At 70.4% G+C, this 25,882-nt stretch carries 26 protein-coding genes; 20 read left to right on the plus strand and 6 right to left on the minus strand.

Features of this window, described 5'->3' with window-relative positions:
• The first annotated feature begins 27 nt into the window (after positions 1-27).
• From ACIRB1_RS30170 to ACIRB1_RS30195, 6 genes are all read left to right on the plus strand, one after another.
• Positions 28-711 (plus strand): UbiX family flavin prenyltransferase, encoded by a 684-nt coding sequence (locus ACIRB1_RS30170; protein ID WP_352184975.1) that lies wholly within the window; start codon positions 28-30, stop codon positions 709-711.
• 51 nt (positions 712-762) lie between these two features.
• A complete protein-coding gene (locus tag ACIRB1_RS30175; RefSeq protein WP_328830872.1) occupies positions 763-1,218 on the plus strand; it encodes an Lrp/AsnC family transcriptional regulator in 456 nt (151 codons plus the stop codon).
• 49 nt (positions 1,219-1,267) lie between these two features.
• Positions 1,268-2,431, plus strand: a complete 1,164-nt coding sequence (gene mqnE, locus ACIRB1_RS30180; protein WP_403467756.1) for an aminofutalosine synthase MqnE — start codon at positions 1,268-1,270, stop codon at positions 2,429-2,431.
• Positions 2,432-2,459: 28 nt separating this feature from the next.
• Positions 2,460-2,984, plus strand: coding sequence for a GNAT family N-acetyltransferase (locus ACIRB1_RS30185; protein WP_352184974.1), 525 nt, complete (start codon positions 2,460-2,462; stop codon positions 2,982-2,984).
• A 107-nt stretch (positions 2,985-3,091) separates the two neighbouring features.
• Positions 3,092-3,403: a DUF4229 domain-containing protein gene (locus ACIRB1_RS30190; RefSeq protein ID WP_352184973.1), complete on the plus strand. Its 312-nt coding sequence runs from the start codon at positions 3,092-3,094 to the stop codon at positions 3,401-3,403.
• A 46-nt stretch (positions 3,404-3,449) separates the two neighbouring features.
• On the plus strand, positions 3,450-4,085 hold the full coding sequence (locus tag ACIRB1_RS30195; RefSeq protein ID WP_352184972.1) for a TetR/AcrR family transcriptional regulator: 636 nt from the start codon (positions 3,450-3,452) through the stop codon (positions 4,083-4,085).
• A 47-nt stretch (positions 4,086-4,132) separates the two neighbouring features.
• On the opposite strand, the gene ACIRB1_RS30200 is transcribed toward ACIRB1_RS30195, so the two are convergent.
• Positions 4,133-5,011: a MaoC family dehydratase gene (locus ACIRB1_RS30200; RefSeq protein ID WP_403467643.1), complete on the minus strand. Its 879-nt coding sequence runs from the start codon at positions 5,009-5,011 to the stop codon at positions 4,133-4,135.
• A 353-nt stretch (positions 5,012-5,364) separates the two neighbouring features.
• Here ACIRB1_RS30200 and ACIRB1_RS30205 point away from each other — a divergent pair, with 353 nt between their 5' ends.
• The 6 genes from ACIRB1_RS30205 (at position 5,365) to ACIRB1_RS30230 (ending at position 11,974) form a co-directional block, all read left to right on the plus strand.
• Entirely contained in the window at positions 5,365-7,278 is a 1,914-nt protein-coding gene (locus tag ACIRB1_RS30205) for an AMP-dependent synthetase/ligase (RefSeq protein ID WP_352184970.1), read from the plus strand.
• A gap of 96 nt (positions 7,279-7,374) precedes the next feature.
• Positions 7,375-9,159: a 3-oxosteroid 1-dehydrogenase gene (gene kstD / locus ACIRB1_RS30210; RefSeq protein WP_403467644.1), complete on the plus strand. Its 1,785-nt coding sequence runs from the start codon at positions 7,375-7,377 to the stop codon at positions 9,157-9,159.
• 204 nt (positions 9,160-9,363) lie between these two features.
• Positions 9,364-9,861 (plus strand): SAV_915 family protein, encoded by a 498-nt coding sequence (locus tag ACIRB1_RS30215; RefSeq protein ID WP_403467645.1) that lies wholly within the window; start codon positions 9,364-9,366, stop codon positions 9,859-9,861.
• Positions 9,861-10,157: a DUF6317 family protein gene (locus ACIRB1_RS30220; protein WP_403467646.1), complete on the plus strand. Its 297-nt coding sequence runs from the start codon at positions 9,861-9,863 to the stop codon at positions 10,155-10,157. Before ACIRB1_RS30215 ends, ACIRB1_RS30220 begins: the two co-directional genes overlap by 1 nt.
• A 7-nt stretch (positions 10,158-10,164) precedes the next feature.
• Positions 10,165-11,460 (plus strand): WXG100 family type VII secretion target, encoded by a 1,296-nt coding sequence (locus ACIRB1_RS30225; protein WP_403467647.1) that lies wholly within the window; start codon positions 10,165-10,167, stop codon positions 11,458-11,460.
• On the plus strand, positions 11,438-11,974 hold the full coding sequence (locus ACIRB1_RS30230; protein ID WP_403467648.1) for a hypothetical protein: 537 nt from the start codon (positions 11,438-11,440) through the stop codon (positions 11,972-11,974). Before ACIRB1_RS30225 ends, ACIRB1_RS30230 begins: the two co-directional genes overlap by 23 nt.
• Positions 11,975-11,990: 16 nt before the next feature.
• Here the strand turns inward: ACIRB1_RS30230 and ACIRB1_RS30235 are convergent, their stop codons facing one another.
• From ACIRB1_RS30235 to ACIRB1_RS30250, 4 genes are all read right to left on the minus strand, one after another.
• Positions 11,991-12,674: a class I SAM-dependent methyltransferase gene (locus ACIRB1_RS30235; protein ID WP_403467649.1), complete on the minus strand. Its 684-nt coding sequence runs from the start codon at positions 12,672-12,674 to the stop codon at positions 11,991-11,993.
• A gap of 76 nt (positions 12,675-12,750) precedes the next feature.
• Complete coding sequence (locus ACIRB1_RS30240) at positions 12,751-13,443, minus strand: SDR family NAD(P)-dependent oxidoreductase (protein WP_403467650.1); 693 nt, start codon at positions 13,441-13,443, stop codon at positions 12,751-12,753.
• A gap of 152 nt (positions 13,444-13,595) precedes the next feature.
• Positions 13,596-14,429, minus strand: a complete 834-nt coding sequence (locus ACIRB1_RS30245) for a helix-turn-helix transcriptional regulator (RefSeq protein WP_352184963.1) — start codon at positions 14,427-14,429, stop codon at positions 13,596-13,598.
• Positions 14,430-14,565: 136 nt separating this feature from the next.
• Complete coding sequence (locus ACIRB1_RS30250; RefSeq protein WP_003992177.1) at positions 14,566-14,769, minus strand: cold-shock protein; 204 nt, start codon at positions 14,767-14,769, stop codon at positions 14,566-14,568.
• Between the two features lie 286 nt (positions 14,770-15,055).
• Here ACIRB1_RS30250 and ACIRB1_RS30255 point away from each other — a divergent pair, with 286 nt between their 5' ends.
• The 5 genes from ACIRB1_RS30255 (at position 15,056) to ACIRB1_RS30275 (ending at position 19,929) form a co-directional block, all read left to right on the plus strand.
• Positions 15,056-15,904, plus strand: a complete 849-nt coding sequence (locus ACIRB1_RS30255; RefSeq protein WP_352184962.1) for a menaquinone biosynthesis protein — start codon at positions 15,056-15,058, stop codon at positions 15,902-15,904.
• A 59-nt stretch (positions 15,905-15,963) separates the two neighbouring features.
• Positions 15,964-17,616, plus strand: coding sequence for a serine/threonine-protein kinase (locus tag ACIRB1_RS30260; RefSeq protein WP_403467651.1), 1,653 nt, complete (start codon positions 15,964-15,966; stop codon positions 17,614-17,616).
• A gap of 7 nt (positions 17,617-17,623) precedes the next feature.
• Positions 17,624-18,223, plus strand: a complete 600-nt coding sequence (locus ACIRB1_RS30265; RefSeq protein ID WP_352184960.1) for a hypothetical protein — start codon at positions 17,624-17,626, stop codon at positions 18,221-18,223.
• An 89-nt stretch (positions 18,224-18,312) separates the two neighbouring features.
• Positions 18,313-19,512 (plus strand): cyclic dehypoxanthinyl futalosine synthase, encoded by a 1,200-nt coding sequence (gene mqnC / locus ACIRB1_RS30270; protein WP_352184959.1) that lies wholly within the window; start codon positions 18,313-18,315, stop codon positions 19,510-19,512.
• A 3-nt stretch (positions 19,513-19,515) separates the two neighbouring features.
• Entirely contained in the window at positions 19,516-19,929 is a 414-nt protein-coding gene (locus ACIRB1_RS30275; protein WP_403467652.1) for a hypothetical protein, read from the plus strand.
• Positions 19,930-20,268: 339 nt separating this feature from the next.
• Here the strand turns inward: ACIRB1_RS30275 and ACIRB1_RS30280 are convergent, their stop codons facing one another.
• Positions 20,269-21,321, minus strand: coding sequence for a chitinase (locus ACIRB1_RS30280; protein WP_403467653.1), 1,053 nt, complete (start codon positions 21,319-21,321; stop codon positions 20,269-20,271).
• Between the two features lie 401 nt (positions 21,322-21,722).
• On the opposite strand from ACIRB1_RS30280, the gene ACIRB1_RS30285 reads away from it, so the two are divergent.
• Genes ACIRB1_RS30285 through ACIRB1_RS30295 form a run of 3 tightly spaced genes read left to right on the plus strand, consistent with a single transcriptional unit; the run spans position 21,723 to position 25,847 of the window.
• A complete protein-coding gene (locus tag ACIRB1_RS30285) occupies positions 21,723-22,031 on the plus strand; it encodes a hypothetical protein (RefSeq protein ID WP_352184956.1) in 309 nt (102 codons plus the stop codon).
• A gap of 19 nt (positions 22,032-22,050) precedes the next feature.
• Positions 22,051-24,483, plus strand: coding sequence for a bifunctional polysaccharide deacetylase/glycosyltransferase family 2 protein (locus ACIRB1_RS30290; RefSeq protein WP_403467654.1), 2,433 nt, complete (start codon positions 22,051-22,053; stop codon positions 24,481-24,483).
• Entirely contained in the window at positions 24,483-25,847 is a 1,365-nt protein-coding gene (locus ACIRB1_RS30295; protein WP_352184954.1) for an acyltransferase, read from the plus strand. Before ACIRB1_RS30290 ends, ACIRB1_RS30295 begins: the two co-directional genes overlap by 1 nt.
• The last annotated feature ends 35 nt before the right edge of the window (positions 25,848-25,882 follow it).

The raw sequence follows: 25,882 nt of genomic DNA on the forward strand, positions 1-25,882 counted from the left end.
CCCGCCACGCCAGCTAGGCTCGGTGTCGTGAACCCAGTCAAGCCAGGAGAGACGCCGCGTACGCCTTGGATCGTAGGGGTGTCCGGCGCCTCCGGCACCCCATACGCGGCTGCGGTCCTGCGCGCGCTCCTCGACGCCGGCGAGAGCGTCGACCTCGTGGTGTCCCGCGCGTCCCGGCTGACGCTCCTGGACGAGACGGGGATCTCCTACCGGGACGCGCACTGGCAGGACGACCTGCGGGAATGGCTGGCCCGCGGCGCCGACGGCAAGCCCGGCACCTTCCAGCCCGACACCGGCGCGGTACGGCACTGGAGCGCGGGCGACCTCGCGGCGGGGCCGTCCTCGGGGTCGTACCCCGCGAAGGGGATGATCGTCGTGCCCGCGTCGACCGCGTGTGTCGCCGGGATCGCCCTCGGGCTGAGCAAGGATCTGTTGCAGCGGGCGGCGAGCGTGACCCTGAAAGAGGGGCGCAAGCTGGTGGTCGCCGTACGGGAGACGCCGTTGAACGGGCAGACGCTGCGGCACCTCGTGACCCTGGACGACCTGGGCGCGGCCGTGGTGCCCGCCTCGCCCGGGTTCTACGCCGGGGCGACCCACATCCAGGACCTGGTGGACTTCGTCGCCGGGCGGGTGCTGGACTCGGCCGGCGTCCGGCACGGGCTGTACCGGCGGTGGAAGGGCGACCTCGGGGGTTCCCGCACCACCACCTGACGTACGGCACCTCATCTATTCACTGGTACGAATCGGAAGGCAATCGATCGCATGGACGCGGTGGACAGGCAGCTCATCCAGGCCCTGAGAGAGAACGGCCGGGCCTCCTACGCGGAGCTGGGGCGCCTCGTCGGCCTGTCGGGACCCAGTGTCACCGACCGCATCAACCGGCTGGAGGCGGCCGGTGTCATCACCGGCTACCGCGCGACCGTCGACTCGGCCTCCCTCGGCCTCGGCGTCATCGCCCTGATCGGCATCTCGCTCTCCGACGCCGCCGACCACGAGGACGTGGCGCGCCGGCTGAAGGACCTCAGCGAGATCGAGGACTGCTGGTTCATCGCGGGCGAGGACTCGTTCATGCTCAAGGTGCGGGCACCCGACGTGGACGGCCTGGAGAAGACCATCCGGCGGCTCAGCGGGACGAAGGGGGTCTCCAGGACCCGTACCACGATCGTGCTCTCCACGAAGTGGGAGAACCGGGTCGGAGAGCTGCCCGAAGAGGTCTGACGGTATAGGCGTACGGTTTATCGAGACTGTCGTAGGAAGAGGTATGGGCATGGATGTCGGGCTCAAGCGCGAGCTGGAGCAGAAGGTCCGCTCCGGTGAGCGGCTGTCCCGTGAGGACGGCATCGCGCTGTACGAGTCGGACGACCTGGCCTGGCTGGGCGGACTCGCGCACGAGGTGCGGACGCGGAAGAACGGCGATGTCGTCCACTTCAACGTCAACCGCCACCTGAACATGACCAATGTGTGCACCGCGTCCTGCGCCTACTGCTCGTTCCAGCGCAAGCCGGGCGAGAAGGACGCGTACACGATGCGCATCGAGGAGGCCGTCCGGCTTGCGAAGGCGATGCAGGGCGAGAACCTCACCGAGCTGCACATCGTCAACGGCCTGCACCCGAACCTGCCCTGGCGCTACTACCCCCGGTCGCTGAGCGAGCTGAAGAAGGCCCTCCCCGAGGTCTCCCTGAAGGCGTTCACGGCCACGGAGATCCACCACTTCGAGACCATCTCGGGGCTGAGCGCGAGCGAGATCCTCGACGAGCTGATCGAGGCCGGGCTGGAGTCCCTCACCGGCGGCGGCGCGGAGATCTTCGACTGGGAGGTCCGCCAGCACATCGTGGACCATCGCACGCACTGGGAGGACTGGTCGCGCATCCACCGGCTGGCGCACGAGAAGGGTCTCAAGACCCCGTGCACCATGCTCTACGGCCACATCGAGGAGCCGCGTCACCGCGTGGACCACGTGCTGCGGCTGCGTGAACTCCAGGACGAGACCGGCGGGTTCCAGGTCTTCATCCCGCTGCGCTACCAGCACGACTTCGTCGACATGAAGGACGGCAAGGTCCGCAACCGCCTCCAGGCGCGGACCCAGATGGCCACCGGCGCCGAGGCGTTGAAGACCTTCGCGGTCTCGCGGCTGCTCTTCGACAACGTCCCGCACGTCAAGGTCTTCTGGGTCATGCACGGTGTGCAGACGGCTCAGCTCGCCCTCCAGCACGGCGCGGACGACATGGACGGCTCGGTCGTCGAGTACAAGATCACGCACGACGCCGACAACTACGGCACCCCGAACAAGCTCACCCGCGACGACCTCCTCGACCTGATCCGCGACGCCGGTTTCCAGCCGGTCGAGCGGAACACGCGCTACGAGATCATCCGCGAATACGACGGCCCGGACCCGGCGCGGCGCGATTCCCCGCAGCCGATGCGGGTGTGACGACCCCTTCCGAGACGAACACGGCACCATGTCACTGACCTTTGAGCTGGACCCCGCGATCACCCCCGCTCTCCGCGAGGAGATCCTCGCCCTCTGGGCGGACGTCTCCAACGCGGGGGGCTCGGTGGGCTTTGTCGCGCCGGTGACGGCGGACGAGATACGGCCCGAGCTGGTCCGGCACTTCGTCGCGATGGCGGAGGGCCGGACCCGGCTGCTGGTCGGCCGGGACGAGACGGGCACGGTCGCCGCGACCGTGTTCCTCTCCTTCAACACCCACCGGCTGATGCTGCACTGGCTGTGGCTCTACACGGTGATGGTCCATCCCCGCCACCAGGGCAAGGGCTACGGCCGCGACCTCCTCGCCGCCGCCGAGCGGGCGGCCCGCGGCCTCGACGGCATCGAGGCGATCCGCCTCACCTGCCGGGGCGGCCACGGCCTGGAGCGGTTCTACGGCTCCTGCGGCTACAAGGAGGTCGGCCGGGTGCCGGGCGCGATCCGCGTCGCCCCCGGGGACGACCGGGACGACATCGTCATGCTGCTGCCCCTGCTGTGAGGCGCCGACCCCGCCCGAAGATCGGCGGGGGCGCGTGCTTCACTGAAGAGGACTGTTCGGTTGAGTCCGTCCGGTCAGGTCTGTTCGTTACGGAAGAGTGGATTGAGATGTTCCGCTACACACTGTGGCGCCTCGGGGTCTTCGCGGGCTGCCTCGGCGTCGTCTGGGGCCTCGTCTATCTCGGCGTCTTCCCGCGCGGTTTCGGCGATTCCAACGGCATGTGGATCGTGCTGCTGGCGCTGGTGATCTCGGCGCCGATCAGCTTCGTGGTGCTGCGCGGGGTGCGGGACCGGGCCTCGGTGCAGATCGTCGAGCGGGTCGACCGGATGAAGGCCAACCTGGACGCCAACCGCAGCCAGGAGGACGAGACGGTGGACGCCGCCCAGCCGGCGTCGCACCCGCAGGGCCAGGCTTCCTAGAAGTTCTGTCGGCAGCCGTGCGGTCCGGTCCAACTACCCTTGCCCCATGGGTGCCGTGAAGACCAAACGGATGCCGCGGGCGGTCCGGGAGCAGCAGATGCTCGACGCCGCCGTGCGGACCTTCGGGCAGCGCGGGTACATGGCCGCGTCGATGGACGAGATCGCCGAACTCGCCGGTGTCTCCAAGCCGTTGGTGTATCTCTACCTGAACTCGAAGGAAGACCTGTTCACCGCGTGCATCCGGCGCGAGGGCGAGGCGCTCACCGAGGCGGTGAGGGCCGGGGTGGACACCGGGGCACCGGCCGACCGCCAACTCTGGGACGGACTGCGGGCGTTCTTCACCCACACCGCGCACCACCCCGACGGCTGGGCGGTGTTGCACCTCCAGGCCCGCACCCACGGTGAGCCCTTCGCCGCCGAGGTGGCCGCGATGCGCGCCGAACTCGTCGCGTTCGTCACCCAGTTGATAGCGGTCGCCGCCCGCGAGGCCCATCGCGACCCCGACCTCGCCGACCGCGAGGTCGCCGGCCTGGCCGAGGCCCTGGTCGGCGCCGCCGAGTCCCTCGCGGCCTGGTCGAACGCGACCCCGGGCGTCACCGCCAAGCAGGCGGCGGCGACCCTGATGAACTTCGCGTGGGCGGGCCTGGGGCAGTTGATGGAGGGGCGGCCGTGGACGCCGTAGCGTTCACCGGCTCACGCACCTCGTACGGCTCACGCGCCTTGTACGGCTCATAAAGGGAGCGGTCGGACGAAACCGTCCACGTGCGTGCGCTCGCCGCTCCGCAGCTGGAAACGGCCGCCTTCCGCCGCGTACTCCACCACCCCCGGCAACAGCACCGGCGCCCTGAACTCGGCCCGTACGTACGCCGCTTCGGGCGTGCCGTGCGCCGCGAGGCACCGGGCCGCCGTCCACATGCCGTGGGCGATCGCGCGGGGGAAGCCGAAGAGGCGGGCGGTGAGGGGGGAGAGGTGGATGGGGTTGCGGTCGCCGGACGCGGAGCCGTAGCGTCGGCCGACGTCCTCGGCGAGGCGCCACTCGGCGACGGCGGGCAGGGGCTTGCGCGCTTCCCGTGTGTCGCCCGCTTCCCCCGGCACTCCCTGTTCCCGCGCGTCGGCGCGGTGGTGCCGGGCGAGATAGGTGCTCCGTGACTCCCACACGACCCTGCCCGCGCCGTCGCCCGCCCGCATCTCCGTCGTGACCGTCGCCTCCGTGCCGCGTCGGTGCGGGGCCAACTCGTCGACGTAGACCGTCAGTTCGTGCTCCCCGGTGGCCTGTACCGCCCTGTGCCGGGTGATCTCCACCGAGGTGTGGACCAGGCCGAGCAGGGGGAGCGGGAAGGCGCGGCAGCTCATCAGGCGCATGGCCAGCGGGAAGCCGAGGACGTGCGGGTAGGTGAGGGGGAGGGCGTCGTCGCCGGTGGCGAAGCCGCAGACCCGTTCGTAGGCGGCGAGTTTGGCGAGGTCCACGCGGACGCCGGGCAGGACCAGGCGGGTGCGGGGGAACGCGGCGTTGGGGCGGGGCCTCTTGAAGGGGGAGAGGAGGGCGCCGCGGAGGAGGAGCGGGGTGAGCGCGGGGGTGTCGGTGAGGGTCGGGTGGAGGTCGGCCATGTCCCACTCCCGGGTGGCGTCCTGTGCGGCTCTTTTCGGCTTACTTCACAGTAAGGTTACCGCAGGTAAGTCCAAGTGGGGCGAGCCTGGCGCGCCATGGCGGACGCATGGCCGACGCAGAGGTGACACAGGGCCGGCGTACGGCCGACAAAGCCTCGCGAACCCGCCGAGGTTGCACAGGTACGACTCCGGACCACCTCCGAAACCGCACGAACTCCCCACGAGGGGCCCGTACGATCTTCGACCTGACCCGGGGTAACACCCTCGGCCGCAGGCCGGGATGAACGCCTCGGTACGCACCATGCGTACCTAATGCAGCAGAGCGGTACAAGCTGCACGCCACAGGAGCTGCCATGTCCCTCGTCTATCCGTCCGGCTACGACTACGACGGCGCGCCCGTGCTCGTCGAGCCCGAGATCCGGCGGCTGGACGGCGTGGTGCGGGAGGTCGCCGTACCGCCGATGGTGCCGCCGCCGACCCATGGGTCGCTCGCGGACCTGCCGTTCGAGAACGCGGTGGCGGCGCCCGCGCATCCGGTCCTCAGCAGGCAGGACGAGGACGGGAACTGGCGCGACATGACGGCGGCGGAGTTCGCCGAGCGGGTGCAGGCCGTCGCCAAGGGGCTGATCGCGGAGGGGCTCGCGCCGGGGGACCGGATCGCGGTCATGGCGCGGACCTCGTACGAGTGGACGCTCCTCGACTTCGCCGCGTGGGCGGCCGGGCTGGTGACCGTGCCGGTGTACCCGACCTCCTCGCTCTTCCAGATCCGGTGGATCCTCCAGGACTCGGGCGCGGTGGCGATGGCCGCCGAGACGGTCGCGCAGGCCGCGGCGCTGGGCCCGGAGACGCCCCGGCTGCCCGACCTGCGGCACATGTGGGTCTTCGAGAAGGGCCACCTGGACCGGCTGGCCGAGCTGGGCCGGACCGTCCCGGACCAGGAAGTCGCCGTACGGCGCGGGGTGTTGCTGCCCGACACGCTCGCCACCGTCATCTACACCTCGGGCACCACGGGCCGCCCCAAGGGCTGCGCGATCACCCACGGCAACTTCCTCGCCGAGGTCGACAACGCGATCGAACTCCTCTACGGCGTCTTCAAGAACAAGGCCGACGAAGAGCCCTCCACACTCCTCTTCCTCCCCTACTCCCATGTCTTCGGCCGCATGGTCGCCGTCGCCTGCATCCGCGCCCGGGTCCGCCTCGGCCACGCGGCGAGCCTCAAGTCCGAGGACCTGCTCGCCGATCTGGCGAGTTTCCAGCCCACCTTCCTGCTCGCCATCCCGTACATGCTGGAGAAGGTCTTCAACAACGCCCGGGCGAAGGCCGAGAAGGGCGGCCGGGGCAAGGTCTTCGACCGCGCGACGAGCGTCGCCCGCCGCTACGGCGAGGCACTGGAGGCCCGCCAGTCCGGCAAGGGGCCCGGCCCGACCCGCCCGTTGAGGACCGCCCGTGCCTTCTACGATCCGCTGGTCTACCGCAAGATCCGCAACGCCCTCGGCGGCAAGCTCCGTTACGTCATCTGCGGCGGCTCCCCGCTCGGGCGGCGGCTGGCCGCGTTCTACGCCGGCGCGGGCATCGAGATCTTCGAGGGCTACGGCCTGACCGAGACCACCGCGGCGGCGACCTGCACCCCGCCGCTCAAACCCCGCCTGGGGACGGTGGGTTGGCCGATGCCGGGAACCCGGGTGCGGATCGCGTCGGACGGCGAGATCCTCCTCTCCGGCGGCCAGGTCTTCCGCGGCTACTGGGACCCGCACGGCGACGGGGTGATCCCCGCGTCCCAGGACGGCTGGTTCGCGACCGGCGACATCGGCCGCCTCGACGACGAGGGCTACCTCACCATCACCGGCCGCAAGAAGGAGATCCTGATCACCGCGGGCGGCAAGAACGTGGCCCCCGCCCCGCTGGAGAACTGGCTCCGCTCCCACCCGCTGATCGGCCAGTGCATGGTCGTCGGCGACCGCCGCCCCTACGTCGCCGCCCTCATCACCCTCGACCCCGAAGGCATCACCCACTGGCGCCAGATGAACGGCAAGCACCCGGTGCCGGCGGAACTCCTGGTCAACGACGAGGAGTTGCTCGCGGTCCTGCAACGGGCCGTCGACGAGGCCAACAAGCTGGTCTCCCGGCCCGAGTCCATCCGCCGTTTCAGAGTCCTGCCGGTGGCCTTCACCGAGGCGGCGGAACAGCTGACACCCTCGATGAAGCTGCGGCGGGAGGTCATCATGCGGGACTTCGCACGCGACATCGAGGAGCTGTACGCGAACTAGGCACAGTTCAGGATGAGTTGGTGCGGACCTGGTCATTGACTTCCCAAGACCCCCGCGCGACATTCCCAGCCCATTCCCCGTCGGGCTGGAGCGGCCATGACCACGAGCACGGACGCACACGTACAACTCCCCGGTAGAAGAATCGTGTTGGCGGGTGGTGCGGTCGCCGCGCTCGGTGTGGCGGCCGGCGTGCAGCACACGGCGCGTGCCGCCGACCTCCCCCTCCTCGGCACCTACGACGTCGTGGTGATCGGTGCGGGGGCGGCCGGGATGACGGCCGCGCTGACCGCCGCCCGGCAGGGGCTGAGCTGTGTGGTGGTGGAGAAGGCGCCGACGTTCGGGGGCTCGGCGGCCCGTTCCGGGGCCGGGATCTGGATCCCCAACAACCCGGTGATCCTGGCGGCCGGAGTCCCGGACACCCCCGCCAAGGCCGCCGCGTACCTCTCGGCGGTCGTCGGCGCGGACGTGCCCGCCGACCGACGGCAGTCGTTCCTCGCGCACGGGCCCGCCATGATCTCCTTCGTGATGGCGAACAGCCCGCTGCGCTTCCGCTGGATGGAGGGATACAGCGACTACTACCCGGAGTTGCCGGGCGGGCTCCCCAACGGCCGCTCCATAGAACCCGACCAGCTCGACGGCAACATCCTCGGCGCCGAACTCGCCCACCTCAACCCGCCCTACCTGGCGGTCCCTTCGGGCATGGTCGTCTTCAGCGCCGACTACAAATGGCTCGACCTCGCCGCGGTCAGCGCCAAGGGCGCGGCCGTCGCCACCGAGTGCCTGGCCCGGGGAACGAAGGCTGCCCTGCTCGGCCAGACACCACTCACCATGGGCCAGTCCCTCGCCGCCGGGCTGCGCGCCGGACTTCAGTCCGCGCAGGTGCCGGTGTGGCTCAACACCCCGCTCACGGACCTCTACCTGGAGGGCGGGGCCGTCACCGGCGCGGTCGTCACCCGCTCCGGCGCCGCCGGGCTGGTGCGCGCCCGGCGCGGGGTGGTGGTCGGCTCCGGCGGCTTCGAGCACAACGCGGCGATGCGCGCCCAGTACCAGCGACAGCCGATCGGCACGGACTGGACCGTCGGCGCGAAGGAGAACACCGGGGACGGCATCCAGGCGGGCCAACGGGCGGGCGCCGCACTGGCGTTGATGGACGACGCCTGGTGGGGACCGGCCATCCCGCTCCCCGGCGACCCGTACTTCTGCCTCGCCGAACGCACCCTCCCCGGCGGCCTGTTGGTCAACCGGGCCGGCGCCCGCTTCGTCAACGAGGCCGGACCGTACAGCGACGTCGTCCACACCATGTACGACCGCAACGCCGCCGCGCCCGACATCCCGGCCTGGCTGATCGTCGACCAGAACTACCGCAACCGCTACCTGTTCCGGGACGTGCTGCCGACGTTGGCGTTCCCCGACGACTGGTACAGCTCGGGCGCGGCGTACAAGGCGTGGACCCTGGACGCGCTGGCCACGTCGATCGGCGTCCCGGCGGCAGCGCTCCGCTCCACGGTGAACCGCTTCAACTCCCTTGCGGCGAGCGGCAAGGACACGGACTTCCGGCGCGGCGACAGCGCCTACGACCACTACTACACGGACCCGTCGATCCTCCCCAACTCCTGCCTCGCCCCCCTCTGGCTGCCCCCGTACCACGCCTTCCGCATCGTCCCCGGCGACCTCGGCACGAAGGGCGGCATGCGTACGGACGCACGGGCGCGGGTGCTCCGGCCGGACGGTTCGGTGATCCCGGGTCTGTACGCGGCGGGCAACGCGAGCGCGGCGGTGATGGGGCACAGCTACGCCGGCGCGGGGTCGACGATCGGGCCGGCGATGACGTTCGGGTACGTGGCGGCGCTGGATCTGGCCGGGGCGCTCCCAGGGGAGTAGCGCCGGTGCCCCTGTCGCCTCCCCGGCCTGGTCATCCCCCGGTCAAGGGATGCCCAGGCCCGGACCAAGCGGCCGTATGCATTGCGCATGCAACGGGTTCGGAGGCGGGACATAGCCGGATTTGGGCGCGGGTGACGTGGCTACTGTGATGGCGCGTAAACGTCCATGGTGACGACGAGGACTCGCGGGAAAGAGGAGACGGCGGTGGGGGAGCCGAACCGGTCACGCCTTCTTGACTACACACAGGGGGCGTCGGCGACACCCGCTCCCCCCGAGCCGCGCCGCTCCAGCCTGCTCGACCTCGCGGAGGCCACGCCGGTGGTACCGGCGGAGGCGACGGGGAGACCGGGGCCGAAGGCGGGGGTGCCGGCGTACGAGACGGCGGTGTTCGTGCCGGCGCATCCGCGGTATGTCGACGCGGTGGGGGAGGACGGGCGGGGGGTGAGGGTGCCGTTCGTTGTGTATGAGTTGTTCGAGCGTCCCGGGGACGCGACCGGTTACGTGGCCTACGCCTTCACGACCCTGGAGAAGCTGGTCGACGCGCTTGGTGACGCCCAGCCGTGGGTCGCCACCTCGATCGGGCCGCTGGCCGAGGGAGTGGGTGAGCAGGGGGCGACCGTACTGCTCGACCCGCGCCTCGCTCCCGGGCTGCGGAACTGGGAGCCGGCCGAACTGGCCGCCTACGCACGGGAGATGCGCTGATGCCGGTCGATTTCAAGGCGGTGCTGAGCGACCTGACGTCGATGGCCTCGACGTTCCACGACCAGGCCACGGACTACCGGAAGCTGCACGACCAGGTGGCCCCGCCCCTGGTCAGCGGCGGGGACTCCGGCCTGGACCACGTCATCAAGGAAGTCGCCGACCTCATCGTCGCCCTCCACACGGGCTTCGCCGACCGGCTCGACGACCGGGGCGACAAGGTCGCGTACGCCCGCGACTCCTTCCACCGGCACGACGTCGACGTCCACGGCGTGTTCGACGACCTGATGGCGGAGTGAGAGGCAGATGACCGACAGCTGGGTGGGCGGCGACATCGGCGGACTCCGCACGATGGCCACGACGTACAAGAACGCCAAGGACAAGCTCGACGACGTCATCAGTCCGCTGACGCGCGCCGTGGAGGCCCTGGTCGACGACGCGGGCTGGAAGGGCGAGGCGGCGGAGTCCTTCCGCGCCACGTACACCGAGGACGCGGTGACCGCCGGTGCCTTCGCCGCGCTCGTGCACGAGGCGGGCGACATCCTGGACACGCTCGCCGACGCGCTCTCCACCTGCGAGACGGCCCTCCAGAACGCCGAGCACGTGGCGGCGAAGAAGGGCGTCGTGACGGGGGACAAGGGTGTCCCGCTGCCGACCGTCACCGCGAATCCGCCCAGTGCGGACGAGCAGAAGACGCTCTCCGCCATGAGCGAGTACGACACCGTGCGCAAGGAGGTCCTGCACACGGCCCAGAAGGCGCGGCTCGCGGCGGCGGACCAGCTGGAGGCGCTGTACGCGGAGGTGACCGGCACGGCGGAGGTGTCCGCGGGCGACAAGGTCACCGTCGTCGACTACCTGCGCGGTCTGTACGCCTACGACGCCGAGGACGCGCGGGTCGGCGGAGCCAAGGCCCGCACGAAGATCGACGACGCCAAGGCCGAGCAGCAGGCGGCCAAGAAGGAACTCCGCGCGGAACGCAAGGCGTACCAGAAGGCCGGCCGCGCGCTCCCCAAGGACCTTCCCGCCAAGGGCGCCTACGCCGACGCCGTCGCCAGGGTCCAGTCCCTGGAAGAGGACATCGCCCGCGCCGACTACGGCAGCACCAAGCTGCCCTACGACCGCGCCCTGAACGTCAAACTGGGCGACGCCGCGGACGCGTTGCGTGCGGGCGAGGGCCTGGACAAGCTGCCGGACTTCCTCAAGGAGATTCCCGTCCTGGACGTGGCCGCCGCCGGTGCCTGCGGGTTGCTGGAGGCTTCCGACGACCACGACAAGGGCTGGTCGTGGCAGCACTCCGTGGCGGTGGACGGGGGTGCCAACATCGCCGGGCTGGCGGCCGGCGTGGGTCTCACCGCGGTCGCCGTGGCCGCCCTGCCGGTGGAGCTCCCGACCGCCGTGGTGGCCGGTGTCGGCGGCGTGGTGGTGATCGGGGCGACCGGGGTGATCGACCACGCGTTCCACGAGCACTGGAGCGAGGACATCCACGACCACGGTGTGGTCGGCGGTGTGCTGCACGGTTCGGGTCATGTCATGACGGAGACCGGGCATGACTTCGTACGACTGAAGGATGACGTCTGGCATGGCATCAAAAGCATCTTCTGAGGCCCGCGCGCCCGGCACCCCGACCCGCGTTCCCGCCCTGCCCGGCCTCGGCACCACCTGGTACGAACGCGGCACGCGCTACTGGCTGCGCCGGGCTTCAGGCGCCCTCCTCTGGCTCGTCCTGCTGGCCTTCTTCTGCTACATCGCGCTCGTCCTCTACGGCAGCTTCCGCACCAGCCTGCCCTCGCCGGTCCGTGCGGTGTGGGACTGGGCGCAAGTGGCGCTGTCCTTCGTCGCCCTGGTCTGGGGGTGGCGGGTGCAGCGCCGCGACCACCGCGAGAAGCTGCTCGACCCGCCGTCGCCCGACCGGTCCCGCCGCTCCAAACGGGACGAGACCCGCCGCTCCACCGGCCTGGCCGTCGCGGGCCGTGTCCTCTGGCTGGTCGCGGCACCGGTGGCTCCGGCACTCGCGGCGGGCTGCGTCGGCTGGGTCATCGCGGTCTTCACCGTCCGCGAGTACCCGAGCGAGGTCGGCGCCCGCCGCTGGATGCGGGAGCACCCCTCCGGAACCTGACCCCGCCCGCCGACCCCTAGACCCCGGCCACCGCCTTGCGCCCGATCAGAAACGCCTGCGGTGCCGAGTCCCCGATGTCCTCGTCCGGCGCGCGGAGTGTCCGTGACCGGAGGGTGAACCCCGCCGCCTCCAGCAGGTCGGCCATCCGCTCCGGGTCACGGCGTTGGAAGTCCAGGGTCACCGGGTGGCCGAAGGGCCGGTCCAGGGTGAGGGGCTGGTCGCCGGCCTGGAAGGCGAGGAGCAGGTGGCCGCCCGGTGCCAGGACCCGGTGGAACTCCGCGAACAGGGACGGGAGTTGTTCCACAGGCGTGTGGATGGACGAGTACCAGGAGACGACCGCCGCCAACTCCCCGTCCGGGACGTCCAGTTCCAGCATCGAGCCCTGCCGGAACCGCAGCCCCGGATTCTCGCGCCGCGCGATCGCGAGCATCGGCTCGGACAGGTCGAGGCCGAAGACCGACAGCCCGAGGGACGCGAGGTACGCCGTCACCCGCCCCGGCCCGCACCCGAGATCCGCCACCTCCCCGCCCCCGCCCCGGGTCACCAGCTCGGCGAACCCGGCCAGCAGCGCCCGGTCCAACGGGTTCGCCGTGTGCTTCCCGGCGAACAGCTCGGCGTAGTCCTCGGCGATCGCGTCGTAGAAGATCCGGGTGCTCGACACGTGGTCGGCCTCGGGGGACGGGTGGGGCGTGGAGGTCATGACCGGGCACCTTATCGACGCCCACTGACACCCGCCCCGACCACCGGCAACGACCGCCCCCGGGTTCGGGGCGGGTTCACCACGGCAGGTTCCCGGCGCGGTCGATGAACCGGCCCGTCGGGCCGTCCGGGCCGATCGTCGCGAGGGTCACGATGGACTCCGCGCCCTCGGCGACGGTGTGGCCGAGGCCGCCGGTGAAGTCGGTCGCGGTCTGGCCGGGGTCCGCGGCGTTGACCTTCACGCCCTTGAGTTCCCTGGCGTACTGCGTCGTGAGCATCGTGACCGCGGCCTTCGAGGCGCTGTAGAGCGGCAGGGCGTACTGCGACTCGATCCGCTCCGGGTCCTGGGTCAGGCCGAAGGAGCCCATCCCGCTGGACACGTTGACGATGACGGGGTTCGACGACGTGCGCAGCAGCGGGAGGAAGGCGTGGGTGACGCGCACGATCCCGACGACGTTCACGTCGAGTACGGCGCTCACGTCGGCCGCGGTGTACTCCTCGACGGGGCCGATCCTGCCGAGGACGCCGGCGTTGTTGACCAGGACGTCGAGGGTTCCCTCGTGCGCGGCGACGTCCGCGGCAGCGGCCCGGACCGAGGCGTCGTCGGTCACGTCGATGCGGACGAACCGGGCGCCGATCGAATCCGCCGCGGCCCGCCCGCGCTCGGGGTCGCGGGCGCCGAGGAGGACGGTGTGCCCCGCGTCCACGAGGCGGCGGGCGGTCTCGAATCCGAGGGACTTGTTGGCCCCGGTGATGAAGGTGGTGGTCATGCCGGCTCCCGGTGGTTCCGGACGGCGCCGTCGTGCGCCGTTCACCACTCGACAGTGAGCGCTGGGGAGCGTCGGCGGGAGCTACGGGTCTTCCTGGTACGGCGCGTACCACCCGGCGGCCCGGTCCACCGGACGGGGCGGAACGGGGGCCTTCATCTCCGCGGGGACATCCTCTGGACCCCGATGGCCGCGAGGAGTTCGAGCTTGCCGCGGGCGTCGGTGCCCGGCTGTGGGGTGTTCACCACGAGGCGGAGGTTGGTGTCCTGGGTGGTGAGGATGTCGGAGGTCAGGGCGATGTCCCCGACGTCCGGGTGCTCCACGAGTTTGTACGCGCTCTGGTGACCGCCCACCGCCCGGCGGTTCCACAGCTCGCGGAACCGCGGGCTGAGGTTCAGCCTCGACACGAGTGCCGGGAGGTCGGGATCGTCGGGGTAGCGGCTCGTCGTGGCGCGCAGGTCGGCGACCAGGGACTCCTCGAACTCAGCCCGCTCGGCCGCCGTCTGCCGGACCCGGGGCAGCTCGTCCAGGAACTGCCGGAGCAGGACGTTGCGTTCGCCCGCGCCGTCGACCGTGGGATCGCCGAACGTGGCGGCGAACAACGGGTTCCAGTGCAGCAGCTGCCAGGTGGCGTCGTAGATCGCCAGCGGGTTGGCGGAGAGCTGGTCCACGATGCGGTGCAGGCTTTCCGGGATCATGCGCGGAACCCGGGCCGGGTCCGCCGCGTGCCCGGCCATGCGCAGCAGGTGGGCGTGCTCGTCGTCGGACAGGCGCAGGGCGCGGGCCAGGGCCGAGCAGACCTGCGCCGAGGGTGTCGCCACCCGTCCCTGCTCCAGCCGGACCACGTACTCGACGGAGATCCCGGCCAGCGTCGCCAGCTCCGCCCGCCGCAGACCGGGCACCCGCCGGGGTGAGCCCTGCGCGAAACCCACCGTGGCGGGATCGACCCGGTCCCGCCACGCCCGCAGCGCGGCACCAAGTTGCTCCATGCCCCCATGCTCCCGCACACGAGGCCGGTAAAGGCAGGAGCCCCGTCGCCTTGCGGCACGGGGCTCCTTGGGTACTGCTATCTGTTCCGGATCAAAGCACCAGGCTCCGAGGCCGAAGAAACTGCGATCAGGTGACTCAGACGGGGGTGACGTTCTCCGCCTGCGGGCCCTTCGGACCCTGGGTCACGTCGAAGGAGACCTGCTGGTTCTCCTCCAGCGAGCGGAAGCCGCTCGCGTTGATCGCGGAGTAGTGAACGAAGACGTCGGGGCCGCCGCCTTCTTGGGCGATGAAGCCAAAGCCCTTTTCGGCGTTGAACCACTTCACGGTTCCGGTAGCCATAAGCCCTCCTTGGGCCCAAAGGGTTGCCCTGCTCCAGAACCCTGCAAGTGTGAAAACAAGTCCCGCACTACTGCATACGTCTGAAAACGACTAGAGCCTGCGGTTACATGCTCCGCAGGCTCTGTACTGCAAGGGAAACCAAACTGCAACTTGCGGCGAGCCTAGCACGCGGGCAGCCGAAAGCAATAGAGGCCAAGATCACATCACCCGGACGTTTGAAGATCGCCAAAGGCTTGACTGTGGGGCCGAAGTATGGAGCGTACCGCATGAGGTCTAGCCTCACGTTGTGGACAATTCTCGCACCCGGCCGCGCGTCGGCCACATTCAGTTCCTGAACTGCCTGCCTCTGTACTGGGGGCTCGCGAGAACAGGCACGCTTCTCGACTTCGAGCTGACCAAGGACACCCCGGAGAAGCTCAGCGAGCAGCTGGTGCAGGGCGACCTCGACATCGGGCCCATCACGCTCGTCGAGTTCCTCCGCAACGCGGACGACCTGGTCGCCTTCCCCGACATCGCCGTCGGCTGCGACGGCCCGGTGATGTCCTGCGTGATCGTCTCGCAGGTCCCGCTGGACCAGCTGGACGGCCGCCGGGTCGCCCTCGGCTCGACCTCGCGGACCTCCGTACGCCTCGCGCAGCTCCTGCTCGCCGAGCGCTACGGCGTCCAGCCCGACTACTACACCTGCCCGCCCGACCTGAGCCTGATGATGCAGGAGGCGGAGGCCGCCGTCCTCATCGGCGACGCCGCCCTGCGCGCCAACCTGCTCGACGGGCCCCGCTTCGGCCTGGAGGTGCACGACCTCGGCTCGCTCTGGAAGGAGTGGACCGGGCTGCCGTTCGTCTTCGCCGTGTGGGCCGCCCGCCGCGACTACCTGGAGCGCGAGCCGGTCATCACCCGCAAGGTCCACGAGGCCTTCCTCGCCTCCCGCAACCTCTCCCTCGAAGAGGTCGGCAAGGTCGCCGAACAGGCCGCCCGCTGGGAGGAGTTCGACGAGGAGGTCCTGGAGCGGTACTTCACCACCCTCGACTTCCGCTTCGGCGCCCCCCAGCTGGCCGCGGTCGCCGAGTTCGCCCGCAGGGTCGGCCCCACGACCGGTTTCCCGGCGGACGTGAACGTGGATCTGCTCCAGCCGTAATCACCGGTGGGGTGTGCGCACTACCCTGCTGGAAGTCGTACGGGGGAGGGGTGGACGGCATGCAGCCGCTCGGAGACGACGAACCCACGGTGGTGGGGCCCTACCGGCTGCTCGGCCGGCTGGGCTCCGGTGGGATGGGCCGGGTCTACCTCGGGCGCAGCGCGGGCGGCCGTACGGTCGCGGTCAAGATCGTGCATCCGCACTTCGCGCTCGACGAGGAGTTCCGCGCCCGCTTCCGCCGCGAGGTCGACGCCGCCCGCCGGGTGGGCGGCGCCTGGACCGCTCCCGTGCTGGACGCCGACCCCGAGGCCGCCGTGCCCTGGGTGGCCACGGCCTACGCCGCCGGACCCTCCCTCTCCGCCGCCGTCGCGGACGGCGGGCCGCTGCCCACCGCGACCGTGCGGGCGCTGGGCGCGGGGCTGGCCGAAGCGCTCACGGCCGTCCACGAGCTGGGGCTCGTGCACCGGGACGTGAAGCCGTCCAACGTGCTGCTCACCCTCGACGGACCGCTCCTCATCGACTTCGGCATCGCCCGCGCCACGGACGGCACCGCCTCCCTCACCTCCACCGGCGTCTCCGTCGGCTCGCCCGGTTACATGGCTCCCGAGCAGATCCTCGGGAAAGGCGCGACGGGCGCCTCCGACGTCTTCTCGCTGGGTGCCGTGCTGGCGTACGCGGCCACCGGCACCTCCCCCTTCCCCGGCGACTCCTCCGCCGCGCTGCTCTACAAGGTCGTCCACGAGGAACCCGAACTGGGCTCGATGGACGGGGAGTTGCGGGACCTGGCGAGCGCCTGCCTGGCCAAGGACCCCGCCCGGCGGCCGACTCCGGGCGAGGTGTCCCGGCGGCTCGCTCCGGACGGGGCGGCCCGGCTGGTCGCGGGCGGGTGGCTGCCGGGGGCGCTGGTCGAACAGGTCAGCCGAAGTGCCGTACAGCTGCTGAACCTTGAGGCCGCCGGGGTGGCCGAGGGGGTGCACTCGGGGCCGGTGGGGTTCAGCACACCGTCGGTCGGGGGAGTGGAGGCCGGGGCGTTCGGGCCCGCGCCGGTGATGCCCGGCTCCCTTCCGCGGACGGCCGGGTTCGTGCCCGAACCGCGGGACGCGGCCCCGCACGACACGGCCTCGGGTCACCGTCCGGGGAAGGTCTCCTTCTCCGTCGCCGCCACCGCGACCCCGGGACCCGAGGGGCGCGGGCGCCGGGTCGGCTGCACCGTGGCGCTCGCCGTCGCCGGGGCGCTCGCGGTGGTGACCCTGGTGCCGGTCCTGCTGTACGTCATCCAGCCGGGCGACAAGGGCCACGACAACTCGGCCGCCTCCACCCCGAGCGGGCCGTCCGGCTCGGCCGCGGGCACTCCGCTCGGTTCCGTCCCCGCCGCCTACCTCGGCACCTGGCAGGGCGACGGCACCGCCCTCGGCGGCACCCTTCCGGACGGGACCTTCCGGCTGACGGTGCGCGAGGCGGCCGTAGGGGAGCAGGTGGGGGTGTTGCGGCAGACCGACCAGCTCGGTGGGGTCTGCGACGACGTGCTGACCCTGAAGCAGGTGACGGAGACGCGGCTCGTGGCGGCGGCCGCGGGGGCGAAGACGAACCGGGACGTGTGCAACCAGGCCGCGCACACCGTCACCCTCACCCCCGTGGACGACGACCTGAAGTATGTGTCGGACAGCTCGGCCGAGGGCTCGCCGACCGCGCGGATGTCCAAGGTCAAGTAGCGACCGCGTGGACTACGACCAACTGCTCATCGCCGTCGCCGGGTTGTGGGGCGCGGGAGCCGGGGCGGTGGTGGCGCGGGTCGGCCGGCGGGGCGCCGGTACCGCGCTCCTCGTCGTGCTGGTGTGTGTTGCCCTCGCCGCCGCCACCGGTACCCGGCCCGAGCTGGCGGTGTGGCTGCTGCTCGCGCCCCTCGCGGTCGCGGCGCCCGGGGCCGGACTTCCCCTCGCGGGCGCCGCCCTCGCCCTCCTCGGCCTCGTCACCCTCGTGCCCGAGCACACCGGGCACTGGACGACCGCGCTCCTCGGCGGCCTCGCCCTCGGCGCCGGCTACTACGGGTTGACCCGTATCGACCCCGGAGGCGGTGGGCTGGGGCTCGGGGAAGTGCGGCTCGCGGTCTGGGCGGGCGTCGTCCTCGGGTGGTACGGGTGGCCGACGGTGATGCTCGGGGCCTTCGCGGGGTTCCTGGTCAGGGCGCTCTACGAGGGTCTCGTCCGGGTGGACCACGACGGCCTCCCGGCCCGGCGAGGACCCGCCACCGTCCCCTTTGGCCCGTTTCTGCTGGCCGGTGCTCTCCTCGGACTTCTGGTCGGCGCGTACACGGCCTGAGGTCCGGGCGGGAAAACCGCTGGCGTAGGCTGACAAGGTCCGTCAGCACCAGCTGCCCGTCCGCAACCCTTGACGAAAGGGACCTCCCGGTGACCGAGAAGGCCGAGCTTCAGTCCGTCCTCGACCGTGCCGCCGACGGCGGGCGCATCACCCCCGAAGAGGCGCTCGACCTCTACCGCGACGCCCCGCTGCACGCGCTCGGCGCCGCCGCCGACGCCGTACGCAAGCGGCGGTACGCGGGTACGGAGCACATCGCGACGTACATCATCGAGCGGAACATCAACTACACGAACGTGTGCGTCACGGCGTGCAAGTTCTGCGCCTTCTACGCCGCGCCCAAGGACACCGCCAAGGGCTGGACGCGCGACCTCGACGACATCCTGCGCCGGTGCGCGGAGACCGTCGAACTCGGTGGCACGCAGATCATGTTCCAGGGCGGCCACCACCCCGACTTCGGCGTCGAGTACTACGAGGAGCACTTCGCCGCGATCAAGGGCGCGTACCCGGAGCTGGTCATCCACTCCCTCGGCGCGTCCGAGGTCGAGCACATGGCCCGGATCAGCGGGGTGTCGGTCGAGGAGGCCATCACCCGTATCCACGCGGCCGGTCTCGACTCCTTCGCCGGCGCAGGCGCCGAACTGCTCCCCGCGCGCCCCCGCAAGGCGATCGCCCCGCTCAAGGAGTCCGGCGAGCGCTGGCTGGAGATCATGGAGACGGCGCACAACCTGGGCGTCGAGTCCACGTCGACGATGCTCATGGGCACCGGCGAGACCAACGCCGAGCGCATCGAGCACCTGCGGATGATCCGCGACGTACAGGACCGCACGGGCGGCTTCCGCGCCTTCATCCCGTACACCTACCAGCCCGAGAACAACCACCTGAAGGGCCGCACGCAGGCCACGCTCTTCGAGTACCTGCGGATGATCGCCATCGCGCGTCTCTTCATGGACAACATCGCCCACATCCAGGGCAGTTGGCTGACGACGGGCAAGGAGGTCGGCCAACTCTCCCTGCACTACGGCGCGGACGACCTCGGCTCGATCATGCTGGAGGAGAACGTCGTCTCCTCGGCCGGCGCCAAGCACCGCTCCAACCGCCTGGAGATCATCGACCTCATCCGCAAGGCGGGCCGGGTCCCCGCCCAGCGGACCACCACCTACGAGCACATCGTCGTCCACGACGACCCGGCGAACGACCCGGTCGACGAGCGCGTGATGTCCCACATCTCGTCCACGGCCATCGAAGGCGGCACGGCCCACCCCGAGTTGAAGCTCCTGTCGGCCAACTGACCCGTGCTGACGATTCACACCGCGGACGAGGGCGGCTCCGTCGCCGTCGAGGGCACCCGGATCGCGGGCACCGGAACCCTGCCGGAACTCCAGGCCCGCTTCCCCACCGCCCGGGTACGGAGCTGGCCCGGCGTCCTGGGCCCCGCCCGCGTCCACGAGGGCCCCCTCCCGGACGCCCCGAGCCCCCGCGAACGAATCCACGCCGTACTGAAACTGGGTGCGGTGGCGGTCCTGGAGCAGCACGCCGACACACCGGAACTCCGCGCGGCGGCCGAGCGAAACGGCGTGCAGATCCTCCCAGCCCCCCGCCCCACCACCCTCACCGACCTGAGCCGAGCCGACCTCGCCGTATTCGACAAGACCGGCAAGTGCATCGCAACGGTATGCGCGGGCCGCCTGGTCCATAGACGCCGGTAGGGGTTTCCTCGGGGGCGCGGGGTGTGTCGTCTTGCGGTTTTTGGGCGCGGGGGCGGTCTCGTCGTGCGGCTCGGCAGCACGCTCGCGACCTGCATCCATCTTTTAGGGGCGCGGGGCTGTGCCGTTGTGCGGCTCCGCCGCGTGCTAGCGACCAGCATCCGTCCTTCAGGGGCGCGGGGCTGTGTCGTTCTGCGGCTCCAACGCGCGGCCGCAACCAGCCTCGGTCGGCCCAACACCCAATCTTCTAGGGGCGCGGGGAACTGCGCGACCAGCCACAACGCACCGTCAGCCAACAACGCACCGCACCCGGTAAACGCACCGTCAGCCGACAACGCACGGTCACCCCGCGAACGCCTCCCCAAACGCCCCGGCCCCCTGCGTCACCCCACTGCAATCCGTCGCCGCATCGTCATTGGACGACCCGCTCTCACACTGCTGATCCCGAAACGTCGACCACATGGACACCCACGCAACCCCCTTCGCCTCGGCGAACCCCCGCACCTGCGCCGCATCCGAGAGGGAAAACGTCTCCCCGGAGACATCGTTCACCCCGAGCATCGACGTGAGCGCCATCCCCTCCCACGCCCCCGCGTCCGACAACCCGAACACCTTCTTCAGCTGCGTGTGCGTGGCCGTCGCCGACGTGATCGCGTAGTCGCCCATGTCCCCCGTGTACGACTCCCCGTAGTTCATCGTCATGATGTTGACCGTGGAGACCGCGACCGCGTTGTCGTTGGCGGACTCCAGCAGCGCGAGACTGTCGGAGTCGAGTCCGGACGGCATCACGGGCAGCGTGAAGGAGACCTTCAGGCCGCTGCGTTCCTTCTGGAGCAGGGCTATCGCCTTGGAGCGCAGGGCGACCGACGTCGAGTCGGTGAGCGCGTCACCCTCGATGTCGAAGTCGGCCTGGGTCGAACCCGCCGCGTCCAACGCCTCCCCGTACGCCTTCGCGAGCGCCGACGCGGTCGTACAGGTCTGCGCCAACTCCTTGCCGGACGCCCCGCCGAAGGAGACCCGGACACTGGCACCGGAGGTCTTGAGCGCCGAGATCCGGGACTTCACGGCCGAGTCGTCGATCGCCGTCGTACCGTTCCACTCCGGCGTACAGGTGCTGCCCTTGGCGATGGCGAAGGACAGGTTGTACGTCGACGCGGACCCCGCGCCGTCCAGGTCGGAGGCGGTCGTGGCGCTGACGTACGGCGCGTAGGCCGTGGCCGACGACGAGCCCGACGACGAGCCCGACGAGGCGGATGCCGACGGCGTCGGGGTGGCGCTCCCGCTCGCCCCGGGGGCCGAACCCGACGAGTCGCCGGTGCCCGACGAGGAGCAGCCGGTGACCGCGAGGGCAAACAAGCAGGTGAGCCCGGCCGCCGGTTTCAGGAAACTCCTCATTGAGCATGCACCCTTTCCGTCTAGGGACGGTGATTTCTGTCTCAGGATGGAAACAGAGTCGGTTTCCGAAGGCTAAATCAAGCACATGGGGCTGTGTCTCACGAAGACAGAGAGACCATGGGTAACCCACGGGTATCGGTGAACGAAACGGTCAAGTCGGGTGGCTAAATGGAATATTGAGGACACTGCCGACACCGGTCGTTCATAAGGCATTTCCTGGGTTCTCTAAGAGAAGGCACAGGTTGCGTCGTTTTTCTGGGCAGGCTCACAAGAGAAACAGAGTTTTGGTCACATAAAGCCTGCCTAATATCTGGGGAATGCAATCCGAGTCCGCCATCGAAAACCCCGCCGCCGCGCGGGGTCGCCGCCGCAAAGCCGGCAACGGGTCCGCAGAAGGGCCCGTGTTCGTTGACAACTCCGGCCGCCGGTCAAAGGTGCTGCGCCGGATCGGCCTCCTCATGGGCGCCGTCTGCCTCGGGTACGCGTTCGTACTCGGCATGGCCTTCATGGGCTGGGGCATCTCGCTCAACCCCTCCTCGCTGCTGCCGTTCGGCGGCGGCCAGGCCGGTTCGGCTCCCGGCGGCGGCTACGGCCCCGACGGCGGCAGAGGCGGCGTAGCGCCCTCCGGTGTTCCGACCGGCGCCCCGACCGACATCCCCTCGGGCACCCCCACGGGTGCGGCCCCGTCCTCCTCAGCCACCGCACACTGACCGGAGCACCACCGCAGCCATGACTACGACGACTCCTTCGCGCGGGCGCCGGCGCGCCCCCACCCGGATGGAGCGCGCGGCCGGCAAGGCCGCCGCGCTCCAGCGACCCCGGGTGATCCTCGCCCTGCTGCTTCTCCTCGGTCTCACCTGTGTGATGCTGCTCGACGGCTACCTGCGCGCGGAAGTCGGCGGCGACCAACGCGTCCGGGACGGCGCGAGCGCGAGCAAGGTGCCCGACAAGGTCCTCAACGGCGGCCCGATCCTCACCTTCCGCAACGGCAAGCCGGTCACCCAGACCATCCCGAAGAAGACCATCGTCCTCACCTTCGACGACGGCCCGAACCCCACGTACACGCCGACGGTCCTGAAGATCCTCGAGAAGTACGACGTGCCGGGCACGTTCTTCCTGGTGGGCTCGATGGTCTCGCGCTACCCGGGCATCGTGAAGCAGATGGTCGCGCAGGGCAACGAGGTCGGCATCCACACCTTCACCCACGTCGACCTCTCGTACCAGAGCGACGCCCGCATCAAGCGGGAGATGGAGCAGACACAGCTCGCGCTCGCGGGCGCCGCCGGGATCACCACCACGCTGTTCCGCGCGCCGTACTCCTCGGAGACGGACGCGATCGACAACTACAGCTACCCCGTCTACAAGAAGCTCGGCGCGTCCGGCTACACCAGCGTCTTCGTCGACACCGACAGCGACGACTGGAAGCAGCCCGGCGTCGCGAAGATCATCAAGTGGGCGACGCCGTCCGGGACTTCGGGCTCCTCGGTGCTGTTCCACGACGCCGGCGGTGTGCGCTCGCAGACGATGAAGGCGCTGCCCGAGTACATCGAGAAGATGAAGGCGAAGGGCTACACGTTCACCACGGTGAGCGGCGCCATCGCCAAGAACGCCTCCGCCCAGCGGGCGAGCGGGACCGGCGCGGGTACCGGAGCGGGTGCCGGAGCGGGCGCGGGTGCCGCCGCGGGGACGGGCACCGGCACGGTCACCGCCGGCGCCACGCCGTCCGCGGCGCCTTCCGCGGCCTCCTCCGCCGGACCCGCCGGAGCGGGCAACGGCCGGGCCCCGGTCGGCTCGGCCGTCGGCGGCGGTACCGGGGGAGCGGCCGGCAACGGCTCCGGGAACGGGATCTCGGTCCTCCAGGGCGCCCACCGCGAGGCCACCGGCATGACCCTCTACGAGGGCAAGGCGCTCATCTACGCCGTCACCGTCGCGGAGTGGGTGGTGCCGGGACTCGCGGCGGGCCTCACGGTCGTCGGCATCGCCGTGATGAGCCGCTTCGGGATGATGCTGATCCTCGCCCGGCGCCACTACAGACAGCGCAACAAACGCAGGTTCAGCTGGGGCCCGACCGTCACCCGCCCGGTGACCGTCATCGTCCCGGCGTACAACGAGAAGGAGTGCATCGCCAACACCCTTGAGTCGCTGGCGAAGAGCACCCACCCGATCGAGGTCATCGTCGTCGACGACGGCTCCTCGGACGGCACCTCCGAGATCGCCCGCGAGGCGGCCCGCTCCTTCGGCATGACGAACGTCCGGGTCATCCGCCAGGAGAACGCGGGCAAGCCCGCCGCCCTCAACAACGGTGTACGCAGCGCGAGTTACGACATCGTCGTGATGATGGACGGCGACACCGTCTTCGAGCCCGACACCGTACGGCACCTCGTGCAGCCCTTCGCCGACCCCGAGGTCGGCGCGGTCGCGGGCAACGCCAAGGTCGGCAACCGCAACACCGTCATCGGCGCCTGGCAGCACATCGAGTACGTGATGGGCTTCAACCTCGACCGCCGCATGTACGACCTGCTGCGCTGCATGCCCACCATCCCGGGCGCGATCGGCGCGTTCCGCCGCGAGGCGGTGCTCCAGGTCGGCGGCATGAGCGAGGACACCCTCGCCGAGGACACCGACATCACCATCGCCATGCACCGCGCGGGCTGGCGGGTCGTCTACCAGGAGCACGCCAAGGCCTGGACCGAGGCCCCCGCCTCCCTCAAGCAGCTCTGGTCGCAGCGCTACCGCTGGTCCTACGGCACCATGCAGGCCCTGTGGAAGCACCGCAAGTCCCTTACGGACACGGGTCCTTCGGGCCGCTTCGGCCGGGTCGGCATGCCTCTGGTGGTCATCTTCCAGATCATCACGCCGGTCTTCGCCCCGCTGATCGACGTCTTCACCGTCTACTCGATGATCTTCGTCGACTTCTGGGCGTCCCTGGCGATGTGGTTCGCGGTGCTCGGCATCCAACTCCTGTGCGCGGCCTACGCGTTCAGGCTGGACCGGGAGAAGTACCGCTATCTGCTGATGATGCCGCTCCAGCAACTGGCCTACCGCCAGATGATGTACCTCGTCCTCATCCACTCCAGCATCACCGCCCTGACCGGCGGCCGGCTGCGCTGGCAGAAACTCAAGCGCACCGGCGAGGTCGGCACACCGGCGGGGGCGAGCTGATGAGCTGGGAACAGCAGCAGGGCTACGGCGGCGGCTACGACCGGCCCCAGCAGCCGCCGCAGCCCCAACAGCCGTACGGCTACCAGGGGTTCGGCCATCCGCAGCAGTACGGCCAGCCCCAGCAGTACGGCGAGCCCCAGCCGTACGTCCCACCGCCGTACGTCCAACAGCCGTACGAGCAGCAGCAGTACACCGATCACGGGCAGTCGCCGTACGAGACGGCGCCTCTCCCCGTCATGGAGCCGGAGCCGGTGGTCGAGCCGGTGCCGGTGCCGGAGCCGGTGGTCGAGGAGGTCATCGAGGAGCCCGCGCCGCCGCCCCGAAAGGCGGGCCGGGACCGGTACTTCGACACCCTGCGGGCCGTCGCGCTGATCCGGGTCGTGACCTACCACACCTTCGGGTGGGCCTGGTGCGGGATGGTGTTCCCCTCGATGGGGATCATGTTCGGGCTGGCCGGGACGCTGATGGCGAAGTCGCTGGAGCGGCCCGCGTTCAAGGTGGTCAAGAGCCGGATGCGGAGGCTGCTGCCGCCGTTCTGGTTCTGGGGCTTCTTCGTGGTCGTCGCGATGATGATCCACGACTGGATGCCGGGCTGGCAGATCGTCTTCTGGATCGTGCCCGTCGGCGACCCGCCCGGCAACGCCTGGGGCACGCAGGCCTGGGAGATCCTCTGGTACCTGCGGACGTATCTGTGGTTCGTGATGCTCTCGCCGGCGTTGCTGTGGATCTTCCGCAAGGCGCCGATCCCGGTGCTGCTGCTGACCCTGGTGCCGATCGTCGTCCTGAAGTTCGTCTGGGCGGGGCCGGACAACCGGCTCGGCAACGCGATGTGGGACCTGTCGACGTACCTCTTCTGCTGGGTCCTCGGCTTCGCGCACCGCGACGGCGTGCTCCAGAAGCTGCGGCCCTTCCTGGTGGTCACGCTGTCGGTCGCCGCGATCGTCTTCGGCGGCTGGTACGCCTTCACGCACCAGGCCGAGGCCGGCGGCACCTACGACCTGGACGAGAGCCCGCTCGCCCAGACCTACTGGTCGGCCGGTTACGTCATGCTGCTGATGTGGACCAAGGCATACTTCAACATCGACTTCGCCTGGCTGGCCCGCTTCAGGCGGCTCGACCGGATCGTCACGATCTTCAACGCGCGGGCCGTCACCATCTACCTCTGGCACGAGATCGCGCTGGTGCTCGCGGTGCCGCTGACCGACCAGTTCTGGAAGGTGCCCGCCTTCGAGAAGTGGCTTCCGCTGGGCAGCCAGTGGTTCATGTTCGGCATCGGCTGGATTCTGATCGCCGTCTTCATCGTGCTCTGCGGCTGGGTGGAGGACGTGGCGGCGAAGAAGAAACCCAGACTCCTGCCGTCGTAGGCCGTCGTAGGCCGTCACAGGTCGGGCGGAAGTAG

The sequence above is a fragment of the Streptomyces sp. NPDC096013 genome (assembly GCF_044763565.1).
Lineage (GTDB): Bacteria > Actinomycetota > Actinomycetes > Streptomycetales > Streptomycetaceae > Streptomyces.

Bases quoted from the DNA above. Each gene is read 5' to 3' on its own strand.
- ACIRB1_RS30175 (WP_328830872.1), top strand. From the start codon at position 763: ATGGACGCGGTGGACAGGCAGCTCATCCAGGCCCTGAGAGAGAACGGC.
- mqnE (WP_403467756.1), top strand. From the start codon at position 1,268: ATGGATGTCGGGCTCAAGCGCGAGCTGGAGCAGAAGGTCCGCTCCGGT.
- ACIRB1_RS30185 (WP_352184974.1), top strand. From the start codon at position 2,460: ATGTCACTGACCTTTGAGCTGGACCCCGCGATCACCCCCGCTCTCCGC.
- ACIRB1_RS30190 (WP_352184973.1), top strand. From the start codon at position 3,092: ATGTTCCGCTACACACTGTGGCGCCTCGGGGTCTTCGCGGGCTGCCTC.
- ACIRB1_RS30195 (WP_352184972.1), top strand. From the start codon at position 3,450: ATGGGTGCCGTGAAGACCAAACGGATGCCGCGGGCGGTCCGGGAGCAG.
- ACIRB1_RS30200 (WP_403467643.1), bottom strand. From the start codon at position 5,011: ATGGCCGACCTCCACCCGACCCTCACCGACACCCCCGCGCTCACCCCG.
- ACIRB1_RS30205 (WP_352184970.1), top strand. From the start codon at position 5,365: ATGTCCCTCGTCTATCCGTCCGGCTACGACTACGACGGCGCGCCCGTG.
- kstD (WP_403467644.1), top strand. From the start codon at position 7,375: ATGACCACGAGCACGGACGCACACGTACAACTCCCCGGTAGAAGAATC.
- ACIRB1_RS30220 (WP_403467646.1), top strand. From the start codon at position 9,861: ATGCCGGTCGATTTCAAGGCGGTGCTGAGCGACCTGACGTCGATGGCC.
- ACIRB1_RS30225 (WP_403467647.1), top strand. From the start codon at position 10,165: ATGACCGACAGCTGGGTGGGCGGCGACATCGGCGGACTCCGCACGATG.
- ACIRB1_RS30230 (WP_403467648.1), top strand. From the start codon at position 11,438: ATGGCATCAAAAGCATCTTCTGAGGCCCGCGCGCCCGGCACCCCGACC.
- ACIRB1_RS30235 (WP_403467649.1), bottom strand. From the start codon at position 12,674: ATGACCTCCACGCCCCACCCGTCCCCCGAGGCCGACCACGTGTCGAGC.
- ACIRB1_RS30240 (WP_403467650.1), bottom strand. From the start codon at position 13,443: ATGACCACCACCTTCATCACCGGGGCCAACAAGTCCCTCGGATTCGAG.
- ACIRB1_RS30245 (WP_352184963.1), bottom strand. From the start codon at position 14,429: ATGGAGCAACTTGGTGCCGCGCTGCGGGCGTGGCGGGACCGGGTCGAT.
- ACIRB1_RS30250 (WP_003992177.1), bottom strand. From the start codon at position 14,769: ATGGCTACCGGAACCGTGAAGTGGTTCAACGCCGAAAAGGGCTTTGGC.
- ACIRB1_RS30260 (WP_403467651.1), top strand. From the start codon at position 15,964: ATGCAGCCGCTCGGAGACGACGAACCCACGGTGGTGGGGCCCTACCGG.
- ACIRB1_RS30280 (WP_403467653.1), bottom strand. From the start codon at position 21,321: ATGAGGAGTTTCCTGAAACCGGCGGCCGGGCTCACCTGCTTGTTTGCC.
- ACIRB1_RS30290 (WP_403467654.1), top strand. From the start codon at position 22,051: ATGACTACGACGACTCCTTCGCGCGGGCGCCGGCGCGCCCCCACCCGG.
- ACIRB1_RS30295 (WP_352184954.1), top strand. From the start codon at position 24,483: ATGAGCTGGGAACAGCAGCAGGGCTACGGCGGCGGCTACGACCGGCCC.